Origin of the sequence: Bradyrhizobium sp. URHD0069 (assembly GCF_000701345.1) — a bacterium.
In the GTDB taxonomy this organism is placed as follows: Bacteria; Pseudomonadota; Alphaproteobacteria; order Rhizobiales; family Xanthobacteraceae; genus Bradyrhizobium.
This window is the reverse complement of the sequence record NZ_JNIJ01000021.1, coordinates 57,426-73,107: the sequence shown is the minus strand read 5'-3', so window position 1 is coordinate 73,107 and position 15,682 is coordinate 57,426. Positions and strand designations below refer to the sequence as shown.

The 15,682-nt window shown below is 60.1% G+C and carries 15 protein-coding genes; 6 read left to right on the top strand and 9 right to left on the bottom strand.

Annotation, left to right across the window (positions count from 1 at the left end; all coding sequences use genetic code 11):
• Positions 1 to 251: 251 nt before the first annotated feature.
• From N554_RS0114265 to N554_RS0114255, 3 genes are read left to right on the top strand one after another with little or no spacing between them, the layout of a single operon-like run.
• Entirely contained in the window at positions 252 to 1,127 is an 876-nt protein-coding gene (locus N554_RS0114265) for an S-methyl-5'-thioadenosine phosphorylase (protein WP_029584089.1), read from the top strand.
• 25 nt (positions 1,128 to 1,152) lie between these two features.
• Positions 1,153 to 2,262 (top strand): S-methyl-5-thioribose-1-phosphate isomerase, encoded by a 1,110-nt coding sequence (gene mtnA / locus N554_RS0114260; RefSeq protein WP_029584088.1) that lies wholly within the window; start codon positions 1,153 to 1,155, stop codon positions 2,260 to 2,262.
• A gap of 15 nt (positions 2,263 to 2,277) precedes the next feature.
• Entirely contained in the window at positions 2,278 to 4,332 is a 2,055-nt protein-coding gene (locus N554_RS0114255) for a bifunctional aldolase/short-chain dehydrogenase (protein WP_029584087.1), read from the top strand.
• A 37-nt stretch (positions 4,333 to 4,369) separates the two neighbouring features.
• Here the strand turns inward: N554_RS0114255 and N554_RS0114250 are convergent, their stop codons facing one another.
• Positions 4,370 to 5,002, bottom strand: a complete 633-nt coding sequence (locus N554_RS0114250) for an HAD-IA family hydrolase (RefSeq protein ID WP_029584086.1) — start codon at positions 5,000 to 5,002, stop codon at positions 4,370 to 4,372.
• 113 nt (positions 5,003 to 5,115) lie between these two features.
• On the opposite strand from N554_RS0114250, the gene N554_RS0114245 reads away from it, so the two are divergent.
• The gene (locus N554_RS0114245) at positions 5,116 to 5,877 is read left to right on the top strand and encodes a S1 family peptidase (RefSeq protein WP_029584085.1); all 762 of its coding nucleotides are present in this window, start codon (positions 5,116 to 5,118) and stop codon (positions 5,875 to 5,877) included.
• Between the two features lie 155 nt (positions 5,878 to 6,032).
• Positions 6,033 to 8,789, top strand: coding sequence for a hypothetical protein (locus tag N554_RS0114240; RefSeq protein ID WP_029584084.1), 2,757 nt, complete (start codon positions 6,033 to 6,035; stop codon positions 8,787 to 8,789).
• Positions 8,790 to 8,805: 16 nt separating this feature from the next.
• Here N554_RS0114240 and N554_RS35835 read toward each other — a convergent pair whose 3' ends face one another.
• The 7 genes from N554_RS35835 to N554_RS39925 all read right to left on the bottom strand — a co-directional run bounded on the left by N554_RS35835 (position 8,806) and on the right by N554_RS39925 (position 13,476).
• Complete coding sequence (locus N554_RS35835; protein ID WP_051677494.1) at positions 8,806 to 9,882, bottom strand: phosphatase PAP2 family protein; 1,077 nt, start codon at positions 9,880 to 9,882, stop codon at positions 8,806 to 8,808.
• Complete coding sequence (locus N554_RS39935) at positions 9,858 to 10,157, bottom strand: hypothetical protein (RefSeq protein WP_156041929.1); 300 nt, start codon at positions 10,155 to 10,157, stop codon at positions 9,858 to 9,860. The genes N554_RS35835 and N554_RS39935 overlap by 25 nt, the downstream gene beginning before the upstream one ends.
• 5 nt (positions 10,158 to 10,162) lie before the next feature.
• Positions 10,163 to 11,965 carry an adenylate/guanylate cyclase domain-containing protein gene (locus N554_RS0114230; RefSeq protein WP_051677492.1) on the bottom strand — a complete coding sequence of 601 codons (1,803 nt, stop codon included), beginning with the start codon at positions 11,963 to 11,965 and terminating at the stop codon, positions 10,163 to 10,165.
• A gap of 111 nt (positions 11,966 to 12,076) precedes the next feature.
• Positions 12,077 to 12,445, bottom strand: a complete 369-nt coding sequence (locus N554_RS0114225; protein WP_029584082.1) for a hypothetical protein — start codon at positions 12,443 to 12,445, stop codon at positions 12,077 to 12,079.
• 76 nt (positions 12,446 to 12,521) lie between these two features.
• A complete protein-coding gene (locus N554_RS39930; RefSeq protein WP_156041928.1) occupies positions 12,522 to 12,689 on the bottom strand; it encodes a hypothetical protein in 168 nt (55 codons plus the stop codon).
• A 29-nt stretch (positions 12,690 to 12,718) separates the two neighbouring features.
• Positions 12,719 to 13,048 (bottom strand): PilZ domain-containing protein, encoded by a 330-nt coding sequence (locus N554_RS0114215; RefSeq protein ID WP_029584081.1) that lies wholly within the window; start codon positions 13,046 to 13,048, stop codon positions 12,719 to 12,721.
• 275 nt (positions 13,049 to 13,323) lie between these two features.
• Complete coding sequence (locus N554_RS39925; protein WP_156041927.1) at positions 13,324 to 13,476, bottom strand: hypothetical protein; 153 nt, start codon at positions 13,474 to 13,476, stop codon at positions 13,324 to 13,326.
• Between the two features lie 320 nt (positions 13,477 to 13,796).
• On the opposite strand from N554_RS39925, the gene N554_RS42010 reads away from it, so the two are divergent.
• Positions 13,797 to 14,042, top strand: a complete 246-nt coding sequence (locus N554_RS42010; protein WP_081851265.1) for a pilus assembly protein PilZ — start codon at positions 13,797 to 13,799, stop codon at positions 14,040 to 14,042.
• A 129-nt stretch (positions 14,043 to 14,171) separates the two neighbouring features.
• Here the strand turns inward: N554_RS42010 and N554_RS0114205 are convergent, their stop codons facing one another.
• Entirely contained in the window at positions 14,172 to 15,677 is a 1,506-nt protein-coding gene (locus N554_RS0114205; RefSeq protein WP_081851267.1) for a sensor histidine kinase, read from the bottom strand.
• Positions 15,678 to 15,682 lie beyond the last annotated feature (5 nt).

Here is a 15,682-nt window from a genome sequence, read left to right as displayed (position 1 = left end):
CAATCGCCACAGATTCGCTTGAAAACGAGCTTCGGGCAAATATCCGCGAGAATTTGCCGAAAGTCGTCATAAGTTGCTGAAGGCCGGGGCTTTGCCTGTGTGAGCAGGTTCCGTTACCATGGCCTGGGAGGAGGTCGATGCCTTTTCCCGCCATTGTCCAATAGTTCTTCGCCAGTTGGGCCCCGAAATACAAATTGTGACCGCGTCATGGGCATGTTGAATCGTAGCACCAACGGGACGAAGCAAGAATCATGACGAAGGCGGTTTTGGGCGTCATCGGCGGCTCCGGTATCTACGACCTGCCGGGGCTGGAGAACGCACGCGAGGAGGCGATCCGCAGCCCATGGGGTGAGCCTTCCGCGCCGATTCGCCGCGGCTCCATCGAGGGGCTGCCGCTCGTGTTTCTGCCCCGCCATGACAAGGGCCACCGGCTGTCGCCGTCCGACATCAACTACCGCGCCAATATTGACGTGCTGAAGCGTGCCGGTGTTACCGACCTGATCTCGCTGTCGGCCTGCGGCTCGTTCAAGGAGGAATTGCCGCCCGGCACCTTCGTGCTGGTCGACCAGTTTATCGATCGCACCCACAAGCGCGAAAGCTCGTTCTTCGGCAAGGGCTGCGTGGCGCACGTATCGATGGCGCATCCGGTGTCGCCGCGGCTGCGCATCCATCTTGCCGCCGCCGCCGAGGCCGAGGGTATCGCGGTTGCGCGGGGCGGCACCTATGTCTGCATAGAGGGTCCGCAATTCTCAACCTATGCCGAAAGCATGACTTATAGAAATCTCGGCTATTCCGTGATCGGCATGACCAATATGCCGGAGGCCAAGCTCGCCCGCGAGGCGGAGATCTGCTACGCGACCGTTGCCATGGTGACCGATTTCGATTGCTGGCATCCCGATCATGATGCGGTGACGGTACAGGACATCATCCGGGTGCTGGCCACGAATGCCGAGAAGGCGAAGGGTCTGGTCGCGCGCTTTGCCAGGGATTTTCCCAGGGAGCATGAGCCGTGTCCGATCGGTTCCGATCGCGCGCTCGATACCGCCTTGATCACCGCGCCGGAAGCGCGTGATCCGGAGTTCCTGAACAAGCTCGACGCGGTAGCGGGGCGAGTGCTGCGAACGTAAGGCTTGCATTGTCGATGGGTACGTCATGAAGGTCGAGGGCAAGCACATCCGCAGCATCTGGCTTGGGCCGGACGGTTGGACCGTCAGCGCGATCGACCAGAGGCGGCTGCCGCACGATTTTGTCGTTGCGCAGCTCACGACCTGTGAGTCCGCGGCCGACGCGATCCGCTCAATGTTGGTGCGCGGCGCACCCCTGATCGGCGCGACCGCGGCCTACGGGATGGCGCTGGCGATGCGCGCCGACAGTTCGAATGCCGCGCTCGATCACGCCTATAAGATGCTGATTGCGACGCGGCCGACGGCGATCAATCTGCGATGGGCGCTCGACCAGATGCGGTCAATGCTGCGCCCGCTGCCGCCGCCGGAACGGACCGTGGCAGCCTATTCTCGGGCCGCCGAGATCGCTGAAGAAGACATTGCCATCAACAGGGCCATCGGTCAGCACGGCCTCAAGTTAATCGAGGCGATCACGGCGGCAAAGAAACCGGGCGAGCGCGTCAATGTGCTGACCCATTGCAACGCCGGCTGGCTGGCAACGGTCGATTGGGGCACGGCCACGGCGCCGATCTATCTGGCGCATGACCTCGGTCGCGCCGTCCATGTATGGGTCGACGAGACCCGCCCGCGCAATCAGGGAGCCTCGCTCACCGCCTGGGAGCTCGGTCATCACGGCGTGCCGCACACCGTGATTCCCGATAACACCGGCGGCCACCTGATGCAGCACGGGCTGGTCGATCTCGTGATCGTCGGCACCGACCGGGTGACTGCGAATGGCGATGTCTGCAACAAGATCGGCACTTACCTGAAGGCGCTCGCCGCACACGACAATGGCGTGCCGTTCTATGTGGCGCTGCCTTCGCCCACCATCGATTTCAGCGTCGATGACGGGGTCAGGGAGATTCCGATCGAGCAGCGTGCCGCCGACGAGGTCACAACCATGACCGGGCGGACCGCCGACGGACGAATCGAGACCGTGCGGATTGTGCCCGAGGGCTCGCCGGTTGCGAATTATGGCTTCGATGTCACGCCCGCGCGACTCGTTGCCGGGTTAATCACCGAGCGCGGCGTGCTCAGGGCCGATCGTGCCGCGCTGTCAGCCGCATTTCCCGAGCGGATCGCAGCAGCGGCCGAGTAACGAAGAAAGAAGCGCATGCAGAGTGCCTGGACCGACCGCGACGCCGATGATGCGATCGCCCGCTTCGCAAGTCTCGGCCGCGATCTGGCGCTCAGGGTCTACACCACGCGTCTGTTGGGCAGGGATCCGCGTCTGGTGCTGCACGGTGGTGGCAACACCTCGGTGAAGACGTGCATCGCCGATCTCAACGGTGATGCGGTCGATGTTCTCTGCGTCAAAGGTTCCGGCTGGGATATGGGCTCCATCGAACCGGCGGGCCTGCCGGCGGTGCGGCTCGCGCCGCTCCTGAAACTGCGCGCCCGCGAAACACTTTCCGACGAGGAAATGGTGCGGTTGCAGCGTGCCAATCTGATCGAGCCTTCGGCCCCGAATCCATCGGTCGAGGCGTTGCTGCACGCGTTCATTCCGCACAAATTCGTCGACCACACCCATTCTACGGCGTTGCTCGCGCTCACCGATCAGCCTGACGGCGAAGCGTTGTGCCGCGAGGTCTACGGCGCGCGCGTCGGTTACGTGCCCTACCTCATGCCGGGTTTTGGTCTCGCAAAGGCTGCCGCGGAGGTGTTCGATGCGGATCCCTCCGTCGAAGGGCTGATCCTGGTCAAGCACGGCATCTTCAGCTTCGGCGCCGACGCGCGGCAAGCTTACGAGCGCATGATCGCGCTGGTGACATTGGCCGAAGAGCGGCTGGCCAGGCAGCGCAAGCCGGTTTTCATCAGCGCAAAGCTTCCGGCGCGTCCTGCACCGGTAGCAGAGGTGGCGCCAATCATCCGTGGGGCCTGCAGCTTGCCAGACGGCAAAGCCGACGGCGCCTGGAAGCGCTTCGTGCTCGACTTCCGCGGATCGGATGCGGTGATGAATTTTGTCAACGGTGCTGACGTAGCGCGCTACGGCCAGGCCGGCGTGGTGACGCCGGATCACAATATCCGCATCAAGAATCGGCCGCTCGTTGTCGCCGCACCCGAACAGGGAGAACTCGCTCGTTTCAAGGACGCGGTTCGTGATGCTGTCGCGGCATTCGGCGAGCGCTACCAGGACTATTTCACCCGCAATAATGCCCGCGTCGGCGGGATCAAAACCATGCTCGATCCGATGCCGCGGGTGGTGCTGGTGCCCGGCGTCGGACTGTTCGGGCTCGGCCGAAGCAAGAAGGACGCCAAAATTGCCGCTGACTTGGCCGAGGCTGCAATCGCCACCATCACCGATGCCGAAGCGGTCGGCCGCTTTGAACCGCTGCCGGAATCCGATCTGTTCGATGTCGAATACTGGTCGCTCGAGCAGGCGAAACTGGGCGGCGCCAAGGAACTGCCGCTTGCGGGACAGGTTGCCGTCATCACCGGCGCCGCCGGTGCGATCGGCTTTGCAACGGCGAAAGCGTTCGCAGCGGCCGGCGCCGAAGTGGCTCTGCTGGATGTCGATGAGGCCGCCGCGCAGGCGAAAGCCAGATCGATCGGTGGCGCGGCGCTTGGCATTCGCTGCGATGTTACCGAGGCTGCATCGGTGCGGGAAGCATTCGCGCAAGTGGTGTCGGCGTTCGGCGGGGTCGACATAGCGGTGTCGAACGCCGGGGCCGCCTGGCAGGGGCGCATCGGCGAGGTTGACGAGGCGGTGCTGCGGCAGAGCTTTGAGCTGAATTTCTACGGTCACCAACGCGTGGCGCAGGCCGCCGTCAAGATCATGCGGGTGCAGGGCACCGGCGGCTGCCTGCTGTTCAATGTTTCCAAACAGGCCGTCAATCCCGGACCCGATTTCGGCCCTTATGGTTTGCCGAAGGCGGCGACGCTGTTTCTGGTGCGGCAATACGCGCTCGATTACGGCAGCGAAGGCATTCGCGCCAACGCCGTCAATGCCGATCGCATCCGTTCCGGTCTCCTCACCGAAGCGATGATCGCGTCACGTTCGACGTCGCGTGGCGTCAGCGAACAGGCTTACATGCGGGGCAACCTTCTCGGCCGGGAAGTAGCGGCCGAAGATGTCGCCCAGGCATTTCTGGCCCAAGCGCTGGCGCTCAAGACCACCGCCGACGTGACCACCGTCGATGGCGGCAACATCGCCGCCGCGCTGCGCTGACGAGGCAGATTCGTGCGACCAGCGGCGGCCCTCGCGATTATCTGAGCGGTAGCCCCGTCGCCGCTTCGAGTTCGGCAATGGCTTGTGGAGCATTGAGCACCTTGATGGTAGTCATGCCCATGTCGCGCGCTGGTTTCAGATTGACGCCCAGATCATCGAGATAGACGCAGCGTCTGGGATCGACGTGAAGCGCCTCGACCATCATCTGAAAAATGCGCGGGTCGGGCTTCCTTAAGCCGATCTTGGCCGACTCGATCACGTGATCGAACAGCGCCATCACCTCGGCAACATAGATCGATCGGCCGCCGAGGCTACCGATGGCGTTGGCCGAAAGATTATTGGTGATGCAGCCGGTCTTGAATTTGGCGGCTATCCGCTTGAACGCCGCGGCCATGTCAGGCCGCAAATCTCCCGCGAGAAGCGGCAAGACATCCTTGCCGCGAACTTCGGCTCCCAAGGCCAGCGATTCCGCCGCGAACAATTGATCGAACGCCTCAACGTCCACTTCGGCGCGTTCGAATTTCGCCCAGGCATTCTCCAGATGATTGGCGGCATTGCTGCGCCTGATGATATCGGCGGGCAGCCCGCGTTCGGTCTCAAACCGCGCAAAAGCCTCAAAGGGCGAACTGGTGAACACCCCACCGAAATCCCAGATGACTGCTTCGATCATTACTTCCCTGCCGGCAGCAACGCGATTTTGCAGACGGCTAACACGGTGCTCGCGCGAGGGCCAGTCCGTATAGTCACTTGGCGATCACCGCGGTGCGGGCTATTTCTGTTCCGATGAACATCTTAGCCCTAGTGATTGCGGCCCTCGCGCTGCTCCTCTCCGTGCCCGCTTACGCCATCGTCGGCGGAGGGGTGCCGTCTGCCGAGGGCATCGGCCGCTCGGTCATCACCATTGTCGGCGCACGCGGCAATTTCTGCACCGGCGCCTTGATTGCACCCAAGCTTGTGTTGACGGCGGCGCATTGCGTGCAGCCCGGCGCGGTCTACAAGATCGTCGAATATGGCACAGACCGGCAGCCGCAGCTGCAAGACGTGAAGAACGTCGCCATTCATCCCGCGTTCAATATCCAGGCGATGACGGACCATCGCGCCACCGCCGATGTGGCGTTGCTGCAGCTCGAAACGAGCCCTAACGGAAAAACTGCAGCAGTGCTCGGAGCGCCTCAGATTCCAATCGTCGGCGGCAGCCGCTTCACCATCGCCGGCATCGGCGTGACCATCCGTGGTGAGGGCGGCACTGGTGGGACCGTACGCGTGGCCGGCCTTGTCGTCACCGGCCAGCCAGGCACGTTGCAGATTCGCCTGGTCGATCCGGTCGGGCAGGGCGCTCGTCTCGGACTTGGCGCCTGCACCGGAGATTCCGGCGGACCGGTATTTGAGGATCGGCATGGCGGACCCGCCATCGTCGGCGTCGTCAGCTGGTCGACAGGACCGAACGGCTCTGCGGGCTGCGGCGGATTGACCGGCGTCACCCCGCTCACGCTTTACCGCGACTGGATCTTGCAGACCGCGCGGCAATGGGGTTCAGGGCTGTGAGTTCTGCGGGTTGATCTGGTGCAATGCACTCACCCAGCCCAGCCGCCTATCGCCGAGTCGTGCCATTTGGGATAGAGTTGGCCCCACTACCGGGGAATAAGCGAAACGAGGCCGTCGCAATCAGCGACCGTGCCGGCAGACAGGGAGAATTGCCGATGGCAAGAAAGCCTGCTTCGCGGAAAGGCGATCATCCGGTCTGGAATCCCGGCAAATATGCGGTTTGGAGTCAGCGGTGGGTCGATCCGAAAGATTCTGCGCCGACCACTCTTCTGTTGCGGCATCCCACCGCGCCTTTCACGGGGGTTGTGAAAGATTTCAGTGATCGGGCTTTGCGGGCGTTAGCGTTCGCCTACCTTGAGCGTGCAACCAAACTTACTGATATTCAGCCTCGGCTTGAGCTTCCCGAGGAGTGGCTTCGGGCTCTTAGCTCTACGAAAATCAACCCGCGGCTAGCCTCGGCGTTCGGATGGTTGCCGATCCAGTGGCCTCCCTCAAATTTTGAGGACGAGCAGACTCCGGCCGATCCGTTTGTCTCGTTCCGCGCGGAGCGTTTTTCAGCTGAAGGCAAGGCTCTGCCGGAACAGACGGTCATTTTGATGGCGTCCGAAAAAATACAAGATCAGGTTCTGGGCTCCGGTTTCGGGCTGCGGGTTGTCCTGCATGCGAGCGAGCGCAGGGTCACCAAGCAAGGAACGGAATTCGACGTTCGCATTACCGGAATGTCGGCTTCGCTCCCGTTTGGCGAACATCAGAGGATGGGAGTGTTTAGTGAGGATTGGTCAAAACAGAGCAAAGCCTTCATCGGTAATTTTCTGACAAACGATGACATATCAAAACGCCTAAGTCTGGATGATGTCAAAACCCGCAGGCTGCGGATTACACGCATTGACGGAAACAATTGGAAGGTCGAACGACGTGGAACGGGGAGATTCAAGAGTCCGCTGGGCGACGATGAAGCCACGACACGTCGTCACGTTCGGGACTATCCCTATTTCTTCGTGGCCACGGAAATAGTCTCGGCCGAAGGGAAGTCCGTGGAAGGGCCTACTTCCATCCGGAAGGCTAGGCTTTTTGCCGATGCAAGGCCCGGAGAAGCGCAGCTGTTTCCGATTGATCCGGCGTCGTGTGGGTCACCTCAAGATTGTCGCAAGCGACGCCCCACCCGCTCGGAAAAGGACCTGGGGAGCTTCCGCGGGCCTGCCAAGCTCGGGACCAAGCGCAACGTGCCGCTACGATTGGGCGTGCCGGAAACCATGCGGGCAACGGTGGCGCCTCGCTTCGTTCTTGCCGACCAAGGTAGTGTGGCTGGCGATCCAAGGGTGGCCGATTTGCCTGGATCCGGGCCCGAAATCCGCAGCAATGATTTCAGCGCCGTTAGCGCGTTCCGCAATGTTAAAGACTTTTTCGATCGTCTGGATGCCTATGGCATCGACGTCAACGCCTATTTCCGTGTTGCGAAGCTGCCGCTCAAGGTCGCGTATCGCTCGGGTGTCGAGCCTGGTCCGGGAAAGGACGGCCAGGTCGTCAATGCCCGGGTCATTCCAGACGGCTGGCCGACGGACGCAGCGGGCCCGATGACGCTAGGCCAGCGCCCGGGCTTGGAAATGCATCTTGCGCTCGCCAACCTGCGGCACCGCGAGCGAAAACCTTGGAACGGCGAGGATCGCTCGCAGGCCGCGCCGCTTGGCATCGCTGCCGACGCGCGCTGGATTTGGCACGAGATCGGACATGTTATTCTGATGGCGTCAATCGGCGAATTGGAATTCCGCTTCGCTCACAGTGCCGGTGATGCTTTGGCAGCCATCGCCATGGACCCCCTCTCAAAGCTGGCCTTAGATCCAAACTCTCGGGGACTAACCTTTCCGTGGGTGTTTATCCCGCGTCGTCATGATCGCTGTGTTGGGCACGGCTGGAGCTGGGGCGGCACGATGCACAGCGCACTGTCGCATGCGCCATATGTTACACCGCAACGTCGCAAAGCTTATCGGAGCGAGCAGATCCTGTCGTCGTCACTGTTCCGGCTTTATCGATGCCTCGGTGGCGACACCAAGAAGTTCGGTTCAGCAGATGCCGACGAACATTTCCGCGAGCGCGCCTCGCACTATACGGTCTACCTTATTCTTCGCGCGGTCCAGCTTATGGGGACGACCGGAATTGTAGCAGGCAATAATCCTGATGATTTCGTTTCTGAGTTAGTTGACGCTGACATCGGCACGCAGGTCTGGAACGTGACTTATCCTTCCGTGAACGGTGATACATTTGAAAGAGTCGGCGGGTGCGCGCACAAAGTAATACGCTGGGCCTTCGAGGCCCAAGGGCTATACACACCCGCAGGCGTCATTACCAATGCGCCGGGAATGCCTCCGCCGGTGGATGTCTACATTGCTGATGGCCGGCCGCTGGTGGATGCCACGCCAAACGGCAGCAGCGACTACGGTCCGGGCAATTACGTGCCGATCTCCCTTGAATGGGATCGCAATCAGCGAGGTGGCGATCCGGCACCCGCCTGGCAGTCACCATCCACTATCATTGTGCAAGGCAACAACATCCGCGTGAAAGTCGGCAATCGAGGAAGTCAAACTGCCGCCAATGTGAGGGTTAGCGCTTGGTATCGCGAATGGCCGAAAAACACGGAGCCACCGACGTGGCACCGTGGGGCAGGATGGAAGCGGTGTAATCCGTCGGCCAGTGGCGGCCAATCCATCGCCGCAGGCGGAGAGAAGACCTTCGGACCGTTCACGCATACACCGCCGGCAAAACGGTATCTGATTCTGGCGCAGGCGACGTGCAGTGCCGACGCTGCGAATACCGATCCGGTGACGGGTCTTCCCTGCAGCTACCTCGAGACCGACCTCAAGGATCTGGTCGCAAGCGACAACAATCTCGCTCTGTGCGTGCTCAAGCACAACTGACCGCTGCGCTGCTCGGCTAAGGCAGCTTTGTTGGCCACTCGGCCGTGGCTTTGGCCAGTACGCCGCTTAGGGTCGGACACTCGATACGGTTGTTGGGGTTCGTTTCGTGGAACAACGCGCGCCAGATTCCGCCGGCCAAGTGCCGGCTACCAGTTGAGTCCGAAAAGTAGTGAACGCCAAGGCGCTCACGGTTTTTCGCTAACCGTTGAGACAACCAGAGCATAGGCGATTTGATCTCGTCCCGTCCGTAGAGAGGATTGGTCGGCGGTGCACCGCCACCTGGTGGGGGCGGATTTGGATTGATCGGCCTGCCAGGCGAGCCATCGAACACGTTGAAAAGACCGTAGCGTTGACGGATTGCCGGAATCTCCAGGAGCATTAGCGCGAGCAGATGGCCGAGAAACGAATGCCCACTCGGAAAAGCCGGATGCGCCGGGGGACCGAATGGCGGGATAAGACCAGGGCACAAAACTGAGGGGCGGGGGCGCTTGAACCGTTGCTTGTAGAACATGTAGGCGATATTGCCGAGCGCCATTCCACAACTCATGTATTCGATGGTCCAGGGATGGCGCTCTTCGCTGGCACCAAGAAAGCTGATGAAGTAGTCAGCCAAGCCGTCAGCTTGAATGTCGATCTCTGGGAGATAGCGTTCGCGATCGTCCTCCATGAGTTGTTGCAGCTCTTCGATCTCGGCGCGAACGCGACCCCAGGCCGCGGTCTTTGCGCCCGGCCATCCAGGAGTGCCCGCCAGGTTGGGGTCTGGCTGCCATATCAGATCTTCTGCTTCGAGCCAGCCGTTGCCGATTAATTGCGTCCGCGAAAACTGCCAACGCGTTGGTTGTCCGCCGAATTCGCGGGCCACCATGATCGAGGGCCGGGAGGGATCAACCGAAAGCAGCCATTGGGTGAGTTGCGGATCGTAAGGCAGCGTCCAGAACCGTAAGGCGGGGTCCCAATCCCCGGTCGTCCATTCAATGAATGCGTCGTTGCCACTCGCATCGACTTGATAAGGATTGATAACCTCTTCGAACGGGAAGGCCGGAACACCCGCGTCGTCCGGTGTAAAATCTAGCGTCCACGGTCGATAGCGCAAATCCCAGGGCGTCGCATAATAGCTGCGAGCGGTACCGATACCGGCTCCCGCACCCGCACCGGCTCCCGCACCGGCTCCCGCACCCGCGCCCGCTCCTGCACCCGCGCCCGCTCCTGCGCCCGCGCCTGCGCCCGCGCCTGCGCCCGCGCCTGCTCCTGCGCCTGCTCCTGCACCCGCTCCTGCACCCGCACCCGCACCTGCTCCGGCTCCGGCACCTGCACCTGCTCCCGCACCTGCGCCCATATCACGCCCTCCCTAAATGCTTCGGCTTGCAATTCGTCTATTCCGGTACGCCGGCGGCGAGTAATGCCTTCGCTAGACGCGACAGATCGTCTGGCCGCCGCAGCGGATACCAGGAAACAAATGTCGAAACTCGAAACGACGGATCCATCGCCAGAAGTTCTCGAGCAATCGCGTGCGCTCCTGCTTCATCGCCCGAAATCGCCAGCGACGCCGCCAACATCCGCAGGCAGGCAACAAATCTTGGATTCGCGCGCCTGCTTTTGCGCAGCCACACGATCGCCTCATTGTATCGGCCGGCCACAAACTCGGCAATGCCGGCCACGATCCAGAAATAGAAGTTTAGCGGATCGAAAGGATTGAGACGCCAGACGTTTTGCAATCGTTCCGAGGCTTCGTCGGCACGGCCCAGATATGCAAGTGTCAGGGCACTCAAACCCCAGGCGAACGCCGAGTTCTGGTTGAGCGCCAAGGCCTCATTGAAAAGGTCGAGCGCGTCCTCCGGATTCCTGCCGAGGAACGAAAGAAGGTGCCCGGCGACGGCAAGCGCAAACGGATCCTCGCGGTCGAGCTCGATGGCTCGTTGCGAAACCGAGAGCGCGCGCGCCTTGTCGGCTTCAGGATCCTGAGACCAGCCTTCGCCGATGCGGAAATTGAGCCACCATCCGAGATGCGCATACGCCTGCGCGTAGGATGGATCGAGCGCGATGGCACGCTCAAGGAGTTCGCCTGCCTCGCGGTAGCTTTCCTGCGTGAAATGATAGAGCAGGGACATTGCCCGCAGCACACAGTGATATGCGTCCAGGCTCTCCGTCGGGCGATCACCGACACGCGCCGTCTCTACCGCACGCACACGCGGCTCGATCGATGCCAAAATACCGCCGGCTATGCGGTCCTGAAACTCGAACAGATCGTTGGTCGATCCTTCATATCTTTGGGCCCAAATAGAGATGTTGCCTACAATATCGGTGAGTTCGGCATTAATCCGCAGACGCGTGCCTTGCCTCTGGACGCTACCGTCAAGCACGTAGCGCACGTCGAGTTCACTAGCGATCTGACGCAGATCCTTGTCGTGCTCACGATAACGCAGCGTCGAATTGCGCGCTATAACGTAAAGCGCCCGATTTCTTGAAAGGCCGGTGATGATCTCATCGGTGATCCCCTCGCCGTAATAGCTGTCGTCGTCGGTGCCGCTGATTGTCCGGAATGGCAGGACGGCGAGCGTGGGCCGTGACGCCCATTGCAAATACGGCTGCGCGATAGGATCGCCTCTGGCGCCCTCGGTCCATTCGACCTTATAGACGCGCACCATCCGCGCAATGTTTTTCATCGGCGGCGTACCAAGGTCGTGAAATGTCAACGGCAACCGGTTCATGACATAGTCGCGAACTGCAGAGGTGACGACGATCTGGCCGGGCTCCGCGGCCTGATGGATGCGGGATGCGATGTTGACGCCGTCACCCTGCAAGATTCCGTCTTCGTCGATGACATCATCGACGTTGATGGCAATGCGAAGATGGAGTGCGAGCGGACCATCGGTAGCCCTTGTACGTTCCTGAGCCTGCTGAACATCAGCCGCCCAGCGCACGGCGTTCACGACGCTCGGGAATTCCATCAGCATCGCATCGCCGGCGATTTCAGCCACTCGCCCGCCATGCCGCGTCATGTGCGGCTCCATGATCTCCGTCCGGAGCGCCCTCCAAGCAAGCACGGTCTCGACATCTTGGAGGGCCATCAGGCGGGAAAAGCCTGCGACGTCCGCAAAGGCGATCGCAGCAAGCCGCCTCGTGATGACCGAGGGAGCAATGGCGGGTATCTCTCTCGCTTGCTCGGCTAGATTCATGAGGACACAGCCATTCCTGGGACCGAAACACCCGGACGCATTTCCACACTGACCTGCGATCAGCAGACACTACAACATTTTTTGGCGCACTCGTTATTTGGCAACTAGTATTTAGATACCGTCACTCCCAGCGTGGCCCCACTCCATCTTATCGCTCTCTGCTAACAGGCTGGCTTCACCGATGGGATGAGTAAGCACGCGGGTTGTCCCAAGTGCATAGGCTTGAACGGCGAGCAATCGCGCCTTCTGATCGACAAGGAAAATACGCTTGCGGACGTGAGTTAACTTTCCGAACATCTCCTCCTCCTTTAGGGCGGCGATGTTTTCAACCACCCGTAAATCCGCCGTGACGACGATAGCGTCGGGCTCGCTGCGGCTCGTGCCGCTAGGCAATTCGGATGTTATTGCGTGTTGCTTTTCCACCCTGGCGCGCAGGGCAGAAAGTTTGCTGGCAATATCAGCGATGACGTGAACGGACATGAATAGCCGGTTTCAATTGTTCCAGGCCGTTACTAAAAGCAATAATCTCCCAAGAGAGTGGAATCTTCAAAACATGTCATCGAGTGAGAAAGCGCTCGAGATCGGTGCAGATCTTGTGCGCCAGATCTTCTGTTATTTCGAATTTGATTGCCGCCTCGGCGGTACTTACTTGGACGATTCCGATTAGAGGCTCAATTGATTTAGTGAGGACGGAGACCTCCGTTACTTTCTGCGCGTCATCCATCGAATGTTCCTTGCAGGTGTTGAGTTGAATCAAGTGTTTCGGACGATCTCGTCAGCAGACTGTCGCTTCAAAGATTTTTTTCTGGTCTTGTCTCGCGCCAAAAACTGGATGCCGATTTGATCGCCATCGAGGCGCACCATTTGACAGCGGCGAAACGCGAGCCCCGTCGAGGACAGCAGCAGGAAGAACTCCTTGAGGTCCAGCCCTTCAAGAGACCCTTCGACGCACAACCGCGCGCCCGTTTGCGACACGTCAATCATCGTGCAGTCCCGACGCCAGGTTCCATCAATCCCCATGATGTGAACATGGACGCCGCGCTCGAAATCGACACGCTCGCTCTTTCTGTCTCCGTAGGCCATCTGCGCAATCCGATCTTTCATGAAATTGAAAAACGGGGTTAGGCGCTCCTCGCACCTACTTCGCGGGCCCCTGCAAAGTTGCAAAGCCGCCTTCTGAAAACCTTGAATCAAAGAAGTGAGCCAACTGCAGCGTAAGCTCGATTAAAATCGCTAGCAGGTGGCCCGAAACGCTCGCTGAGCTCCACCAACGCCCGGGTTTAATTCTCTCGATCAATTGAATATAAAAAAGTCACCGAAAACGCCGATCTGTTCTTCGTTTAAGCGATTCGCTTCACTCAGAAAAGATCGGCAATTCGCCGCAGGATGGCTCCGCGCTTTTCCGATGGACCGCCCTGGAGTGCGGCATCGAGATCAGCAAACGGAGAATCCTCAGCGCCTTGCATAGCAATCGTCAAAATCGCAAAACACAAAATAAATGCAGCCGGCATACGCTATCAACGAAGCGACCTGCCGTCGATCATTCAATCTTCAATAAATTTCATCGCCCCATTTGTCCGTATGTCCGACACCGTACCAAACAGGGTCGTATGTATAGGGTACCTCCAACATGGAACTTTTTCGTAAACGCGTTGCGCGGTGTCTGAACGGATTGACGGTCGGTAACGAGCTTCGGAAGTTGAGCCTTGTTTGTGGCGTGACCGGAATCGCAACCGAAATCTGCGTTTTCGATAACTATATAGCTCAACGAAGTGTTTAGAACATTCGGCGAAGGTCATCCGAAGGCTTCTGGTCATGCATAGGAGCGCATGTGCATCCGCGAAGGTTTGTTCGTGTTCGGCCGACAGGCAGAAATTCCGATCTGGCCAAACTGATCCTTGGCCCGAAAGATCCCGTCATTGATTGCAGAGTTGTAGACTATTCCCCTGGTGGCGCATGCCTCGAGGTTTGGGGGAACACCAAGCTCCCCATTCGATTTGAATTGCTATTTGGTGGCACCAGGAAGCGTTGCCGGGTTGTTTGGATTGCCGGACGACGTCTCGGGGTCGCATTTTAGTGGACCTGAGCATCACGTGCGTCATCCCTGAAAGAACGAGTGTAAGCGCTGAATGACGCCAAGCGAACGGGCCGCGCGAAAGATCCAACGAACTCAGGACATGCGGCCAATAGCGGAACGCTGACCGCTTTACCCGTCTGCCGGCCTCGAAGTCAGCTTAGCGCCGTTGCCATTGAGGGCCAGGTTATGGTGGGGGTCGAGCTGACCGATTGGCATGTCCCGCATCAGCGGAACCGATAGGCGGCAGACCAGACCTTCGGAGCGCCAGTCGAACTCGGCCTGTCCTCCTAGCTGCGTCTCGATGCTGGCGATCACGCTTCTCGTTCCGAATCCGCGCGAGACCGGTTTTTCGACGACGGGGCCATCCCTCTCTTCCCACACCATGCGGAGGACGTCCCCTTGCATCTCCCACTTGATGGACAAACGGCCGGAAAGCGTGGAGAGCGCTCCGTATTTGGCCGAATTGGTGACCAGTTCGTGCAGGGCCAGGGCTAGCGTCTGCGCGGTCGCGGGCTGCAGCTGAATCTCTGAGCCGCCGAATGCGATCTGATCGCCGGTCGAATAAGGAGCGATCTCCTCATCGACCAGCTTTCCTATTTCCGCGCCCTGCCATTTCGACAAGGAGAGGATGGTATGCACCCGCGCCAGGGCATTGATCCGTCCTTCCACGGCCTGAATGTAAGCTTTGACATTCTCGCCGCGCGTTAGTCGAATGATGGATTGCGCAAGCGCCAATGCGTTCTTCGCGCGATGGTCGACTTCCCGGGCCAGCAGATTCTGACGTTCTTCCGCCTGCTTGCGTTCAGTAATGTCGACAGTGACGCCGCTGACGCGCACGACGCGGCCGCCCTTGTCCACCGTTGCCGCGGCGGTACCGACGCACCAGCGAATCTCGCCGTCGGGTCGCTTGATCCTGAACTCGGCTTCGTATGATTTTGTGCCCTTGGCGAATTGGGCGGTGGCTTTCTGCAGTTCGTCAATATCGTCTGGGTAAAGCAACGCTTGAACGTTTGCCGGGGTCACCACAAAGCTTCGTGGGTCGACTCCAAAGATACGGTACTGGCCTTCATCCCACATCCAGTCGCCGTTGACCCAGTCCCAATCCCAGGAACCCATTCGGCCGGCTGCGAGGGCCAGGCTGCGGCGCTGCTCGCTTTCCAGAAGCCGCGCGTTCGATTGTTCCAGCTCCGCGGTGCGGGCGCGAACGCGACCCTCAAGTTCGGCATTGAATCGCTCCAGCTGCCGGGTCTTGCGATAGAGTTCGGCGAACACTCTGATCTTGGCGCGCAATACCTCCGGAACGACCGGCACCGGAACGTAGTCCACCGCGCCCATCTCGTAGCCGCGAAGACGGTCCAGATCGCTGACTTGAATGGCCGAAATGAAGATCATCGCCGTCTTCTGGAAACGGGGATGCTCGCGGATCATGGCGGCGAGTTCGAATCCGTCCAGCTCCGGCATGCAAACGTCGACTAGAATGACTGCGACTTCGTTCTTGAGAAGAAATTCCAGCGCTTCCCGACCGGAAGCGGCGACGACGAGATTTTCGCCGAGCTCCCTCAAGATAACCTCGTAGGCAAGCAGCTTCGCCGGCTGATCATCGACCAGAAGGATGTTTACCTTTTCATGGTCCATCATCG

Coding starts and splice junctions, on each gene's coding strand:
- mtnA (WP_029584088.1), top strand. CDS start 1,153: ATGAAGGTCGAGGGCAAGCACATCCGCAGCATCTGGCTTGGGCCGGAC.
- N554_RS39925 (WP_156041927.1), bottom strand. CDS start 13,476: ATGCCGGCTGCATTTATTTTGTGTTTTGCGATTTTGACGATTGCTATG.
- N554_RS39930 (WP_156041928.1), bottom strand. CDS start 12,689: ATGGATGACGCGCAGAAAGTAACGGAGGTCTCCGTCCTCACTAAATCA.
- N554_RS0114255 (WP_029584087.1), top strand. CDS start 2,278: ATGCAGAGTGCCTGGACCGACCGCGACGCCGATGATGCGATCGCCCGC.
- N554_RS0114265 (WP_029584089.1), top strand. CDS start 252: ATGACGAAGGCGGTTTTGGGCGTCATCGGCGGCTCCGGTATCTACGAC.
- N554_RS0114215 (WP_029584081.1), bottom strand. CDS start 13,048: ATGGCCTACGGAGACAGAAAGAGCGAGCGTGTCGATTTCGAGCGCGGC.
- N554_RS0114225 (WP_029584082.1), bottom strand. CDS start 12,445: ATGTCCGTTCACGTCATCGCTGATATTGCCAGCAAACTTTCTGCCCTG.
- N554_RS0114230 (WP_051677492.1), bottom strand. CDS start 11,965: ATGAATCTAGCCGAGCAAGCGAGAGAGATACCCGCCATTGCTCCCTCG.
- N554_RS0114205 (WP_081851267.1), bottom strand. CDS start 15,677: ATGGACCATGAAAAGGTAAACATCCTTCTGGTCGATGATCAGCCGGCG.
- N554_RS0114240 (WP_029584084.1), top strand. CDS start 6,033: ATGGCAAGAAAGCCTGCTTCGCGGAAAGGCGATCATCCGGTCTGGAAT.
- N554_RS0114250 (WP_029584086.1), bottom strand. CDS start 5,002: ATGATCGAAGCAGTCATCTGGGATTTCGGTGGGGTGTTCACCAGTTCG.
- N554_RS0114245 (WP_029584085.1), top strand. CDS start 5,116: ATGAACATCTTAGCCCTAGTGATTGCGGCCCTCGCGCTGCTCCTCTCC.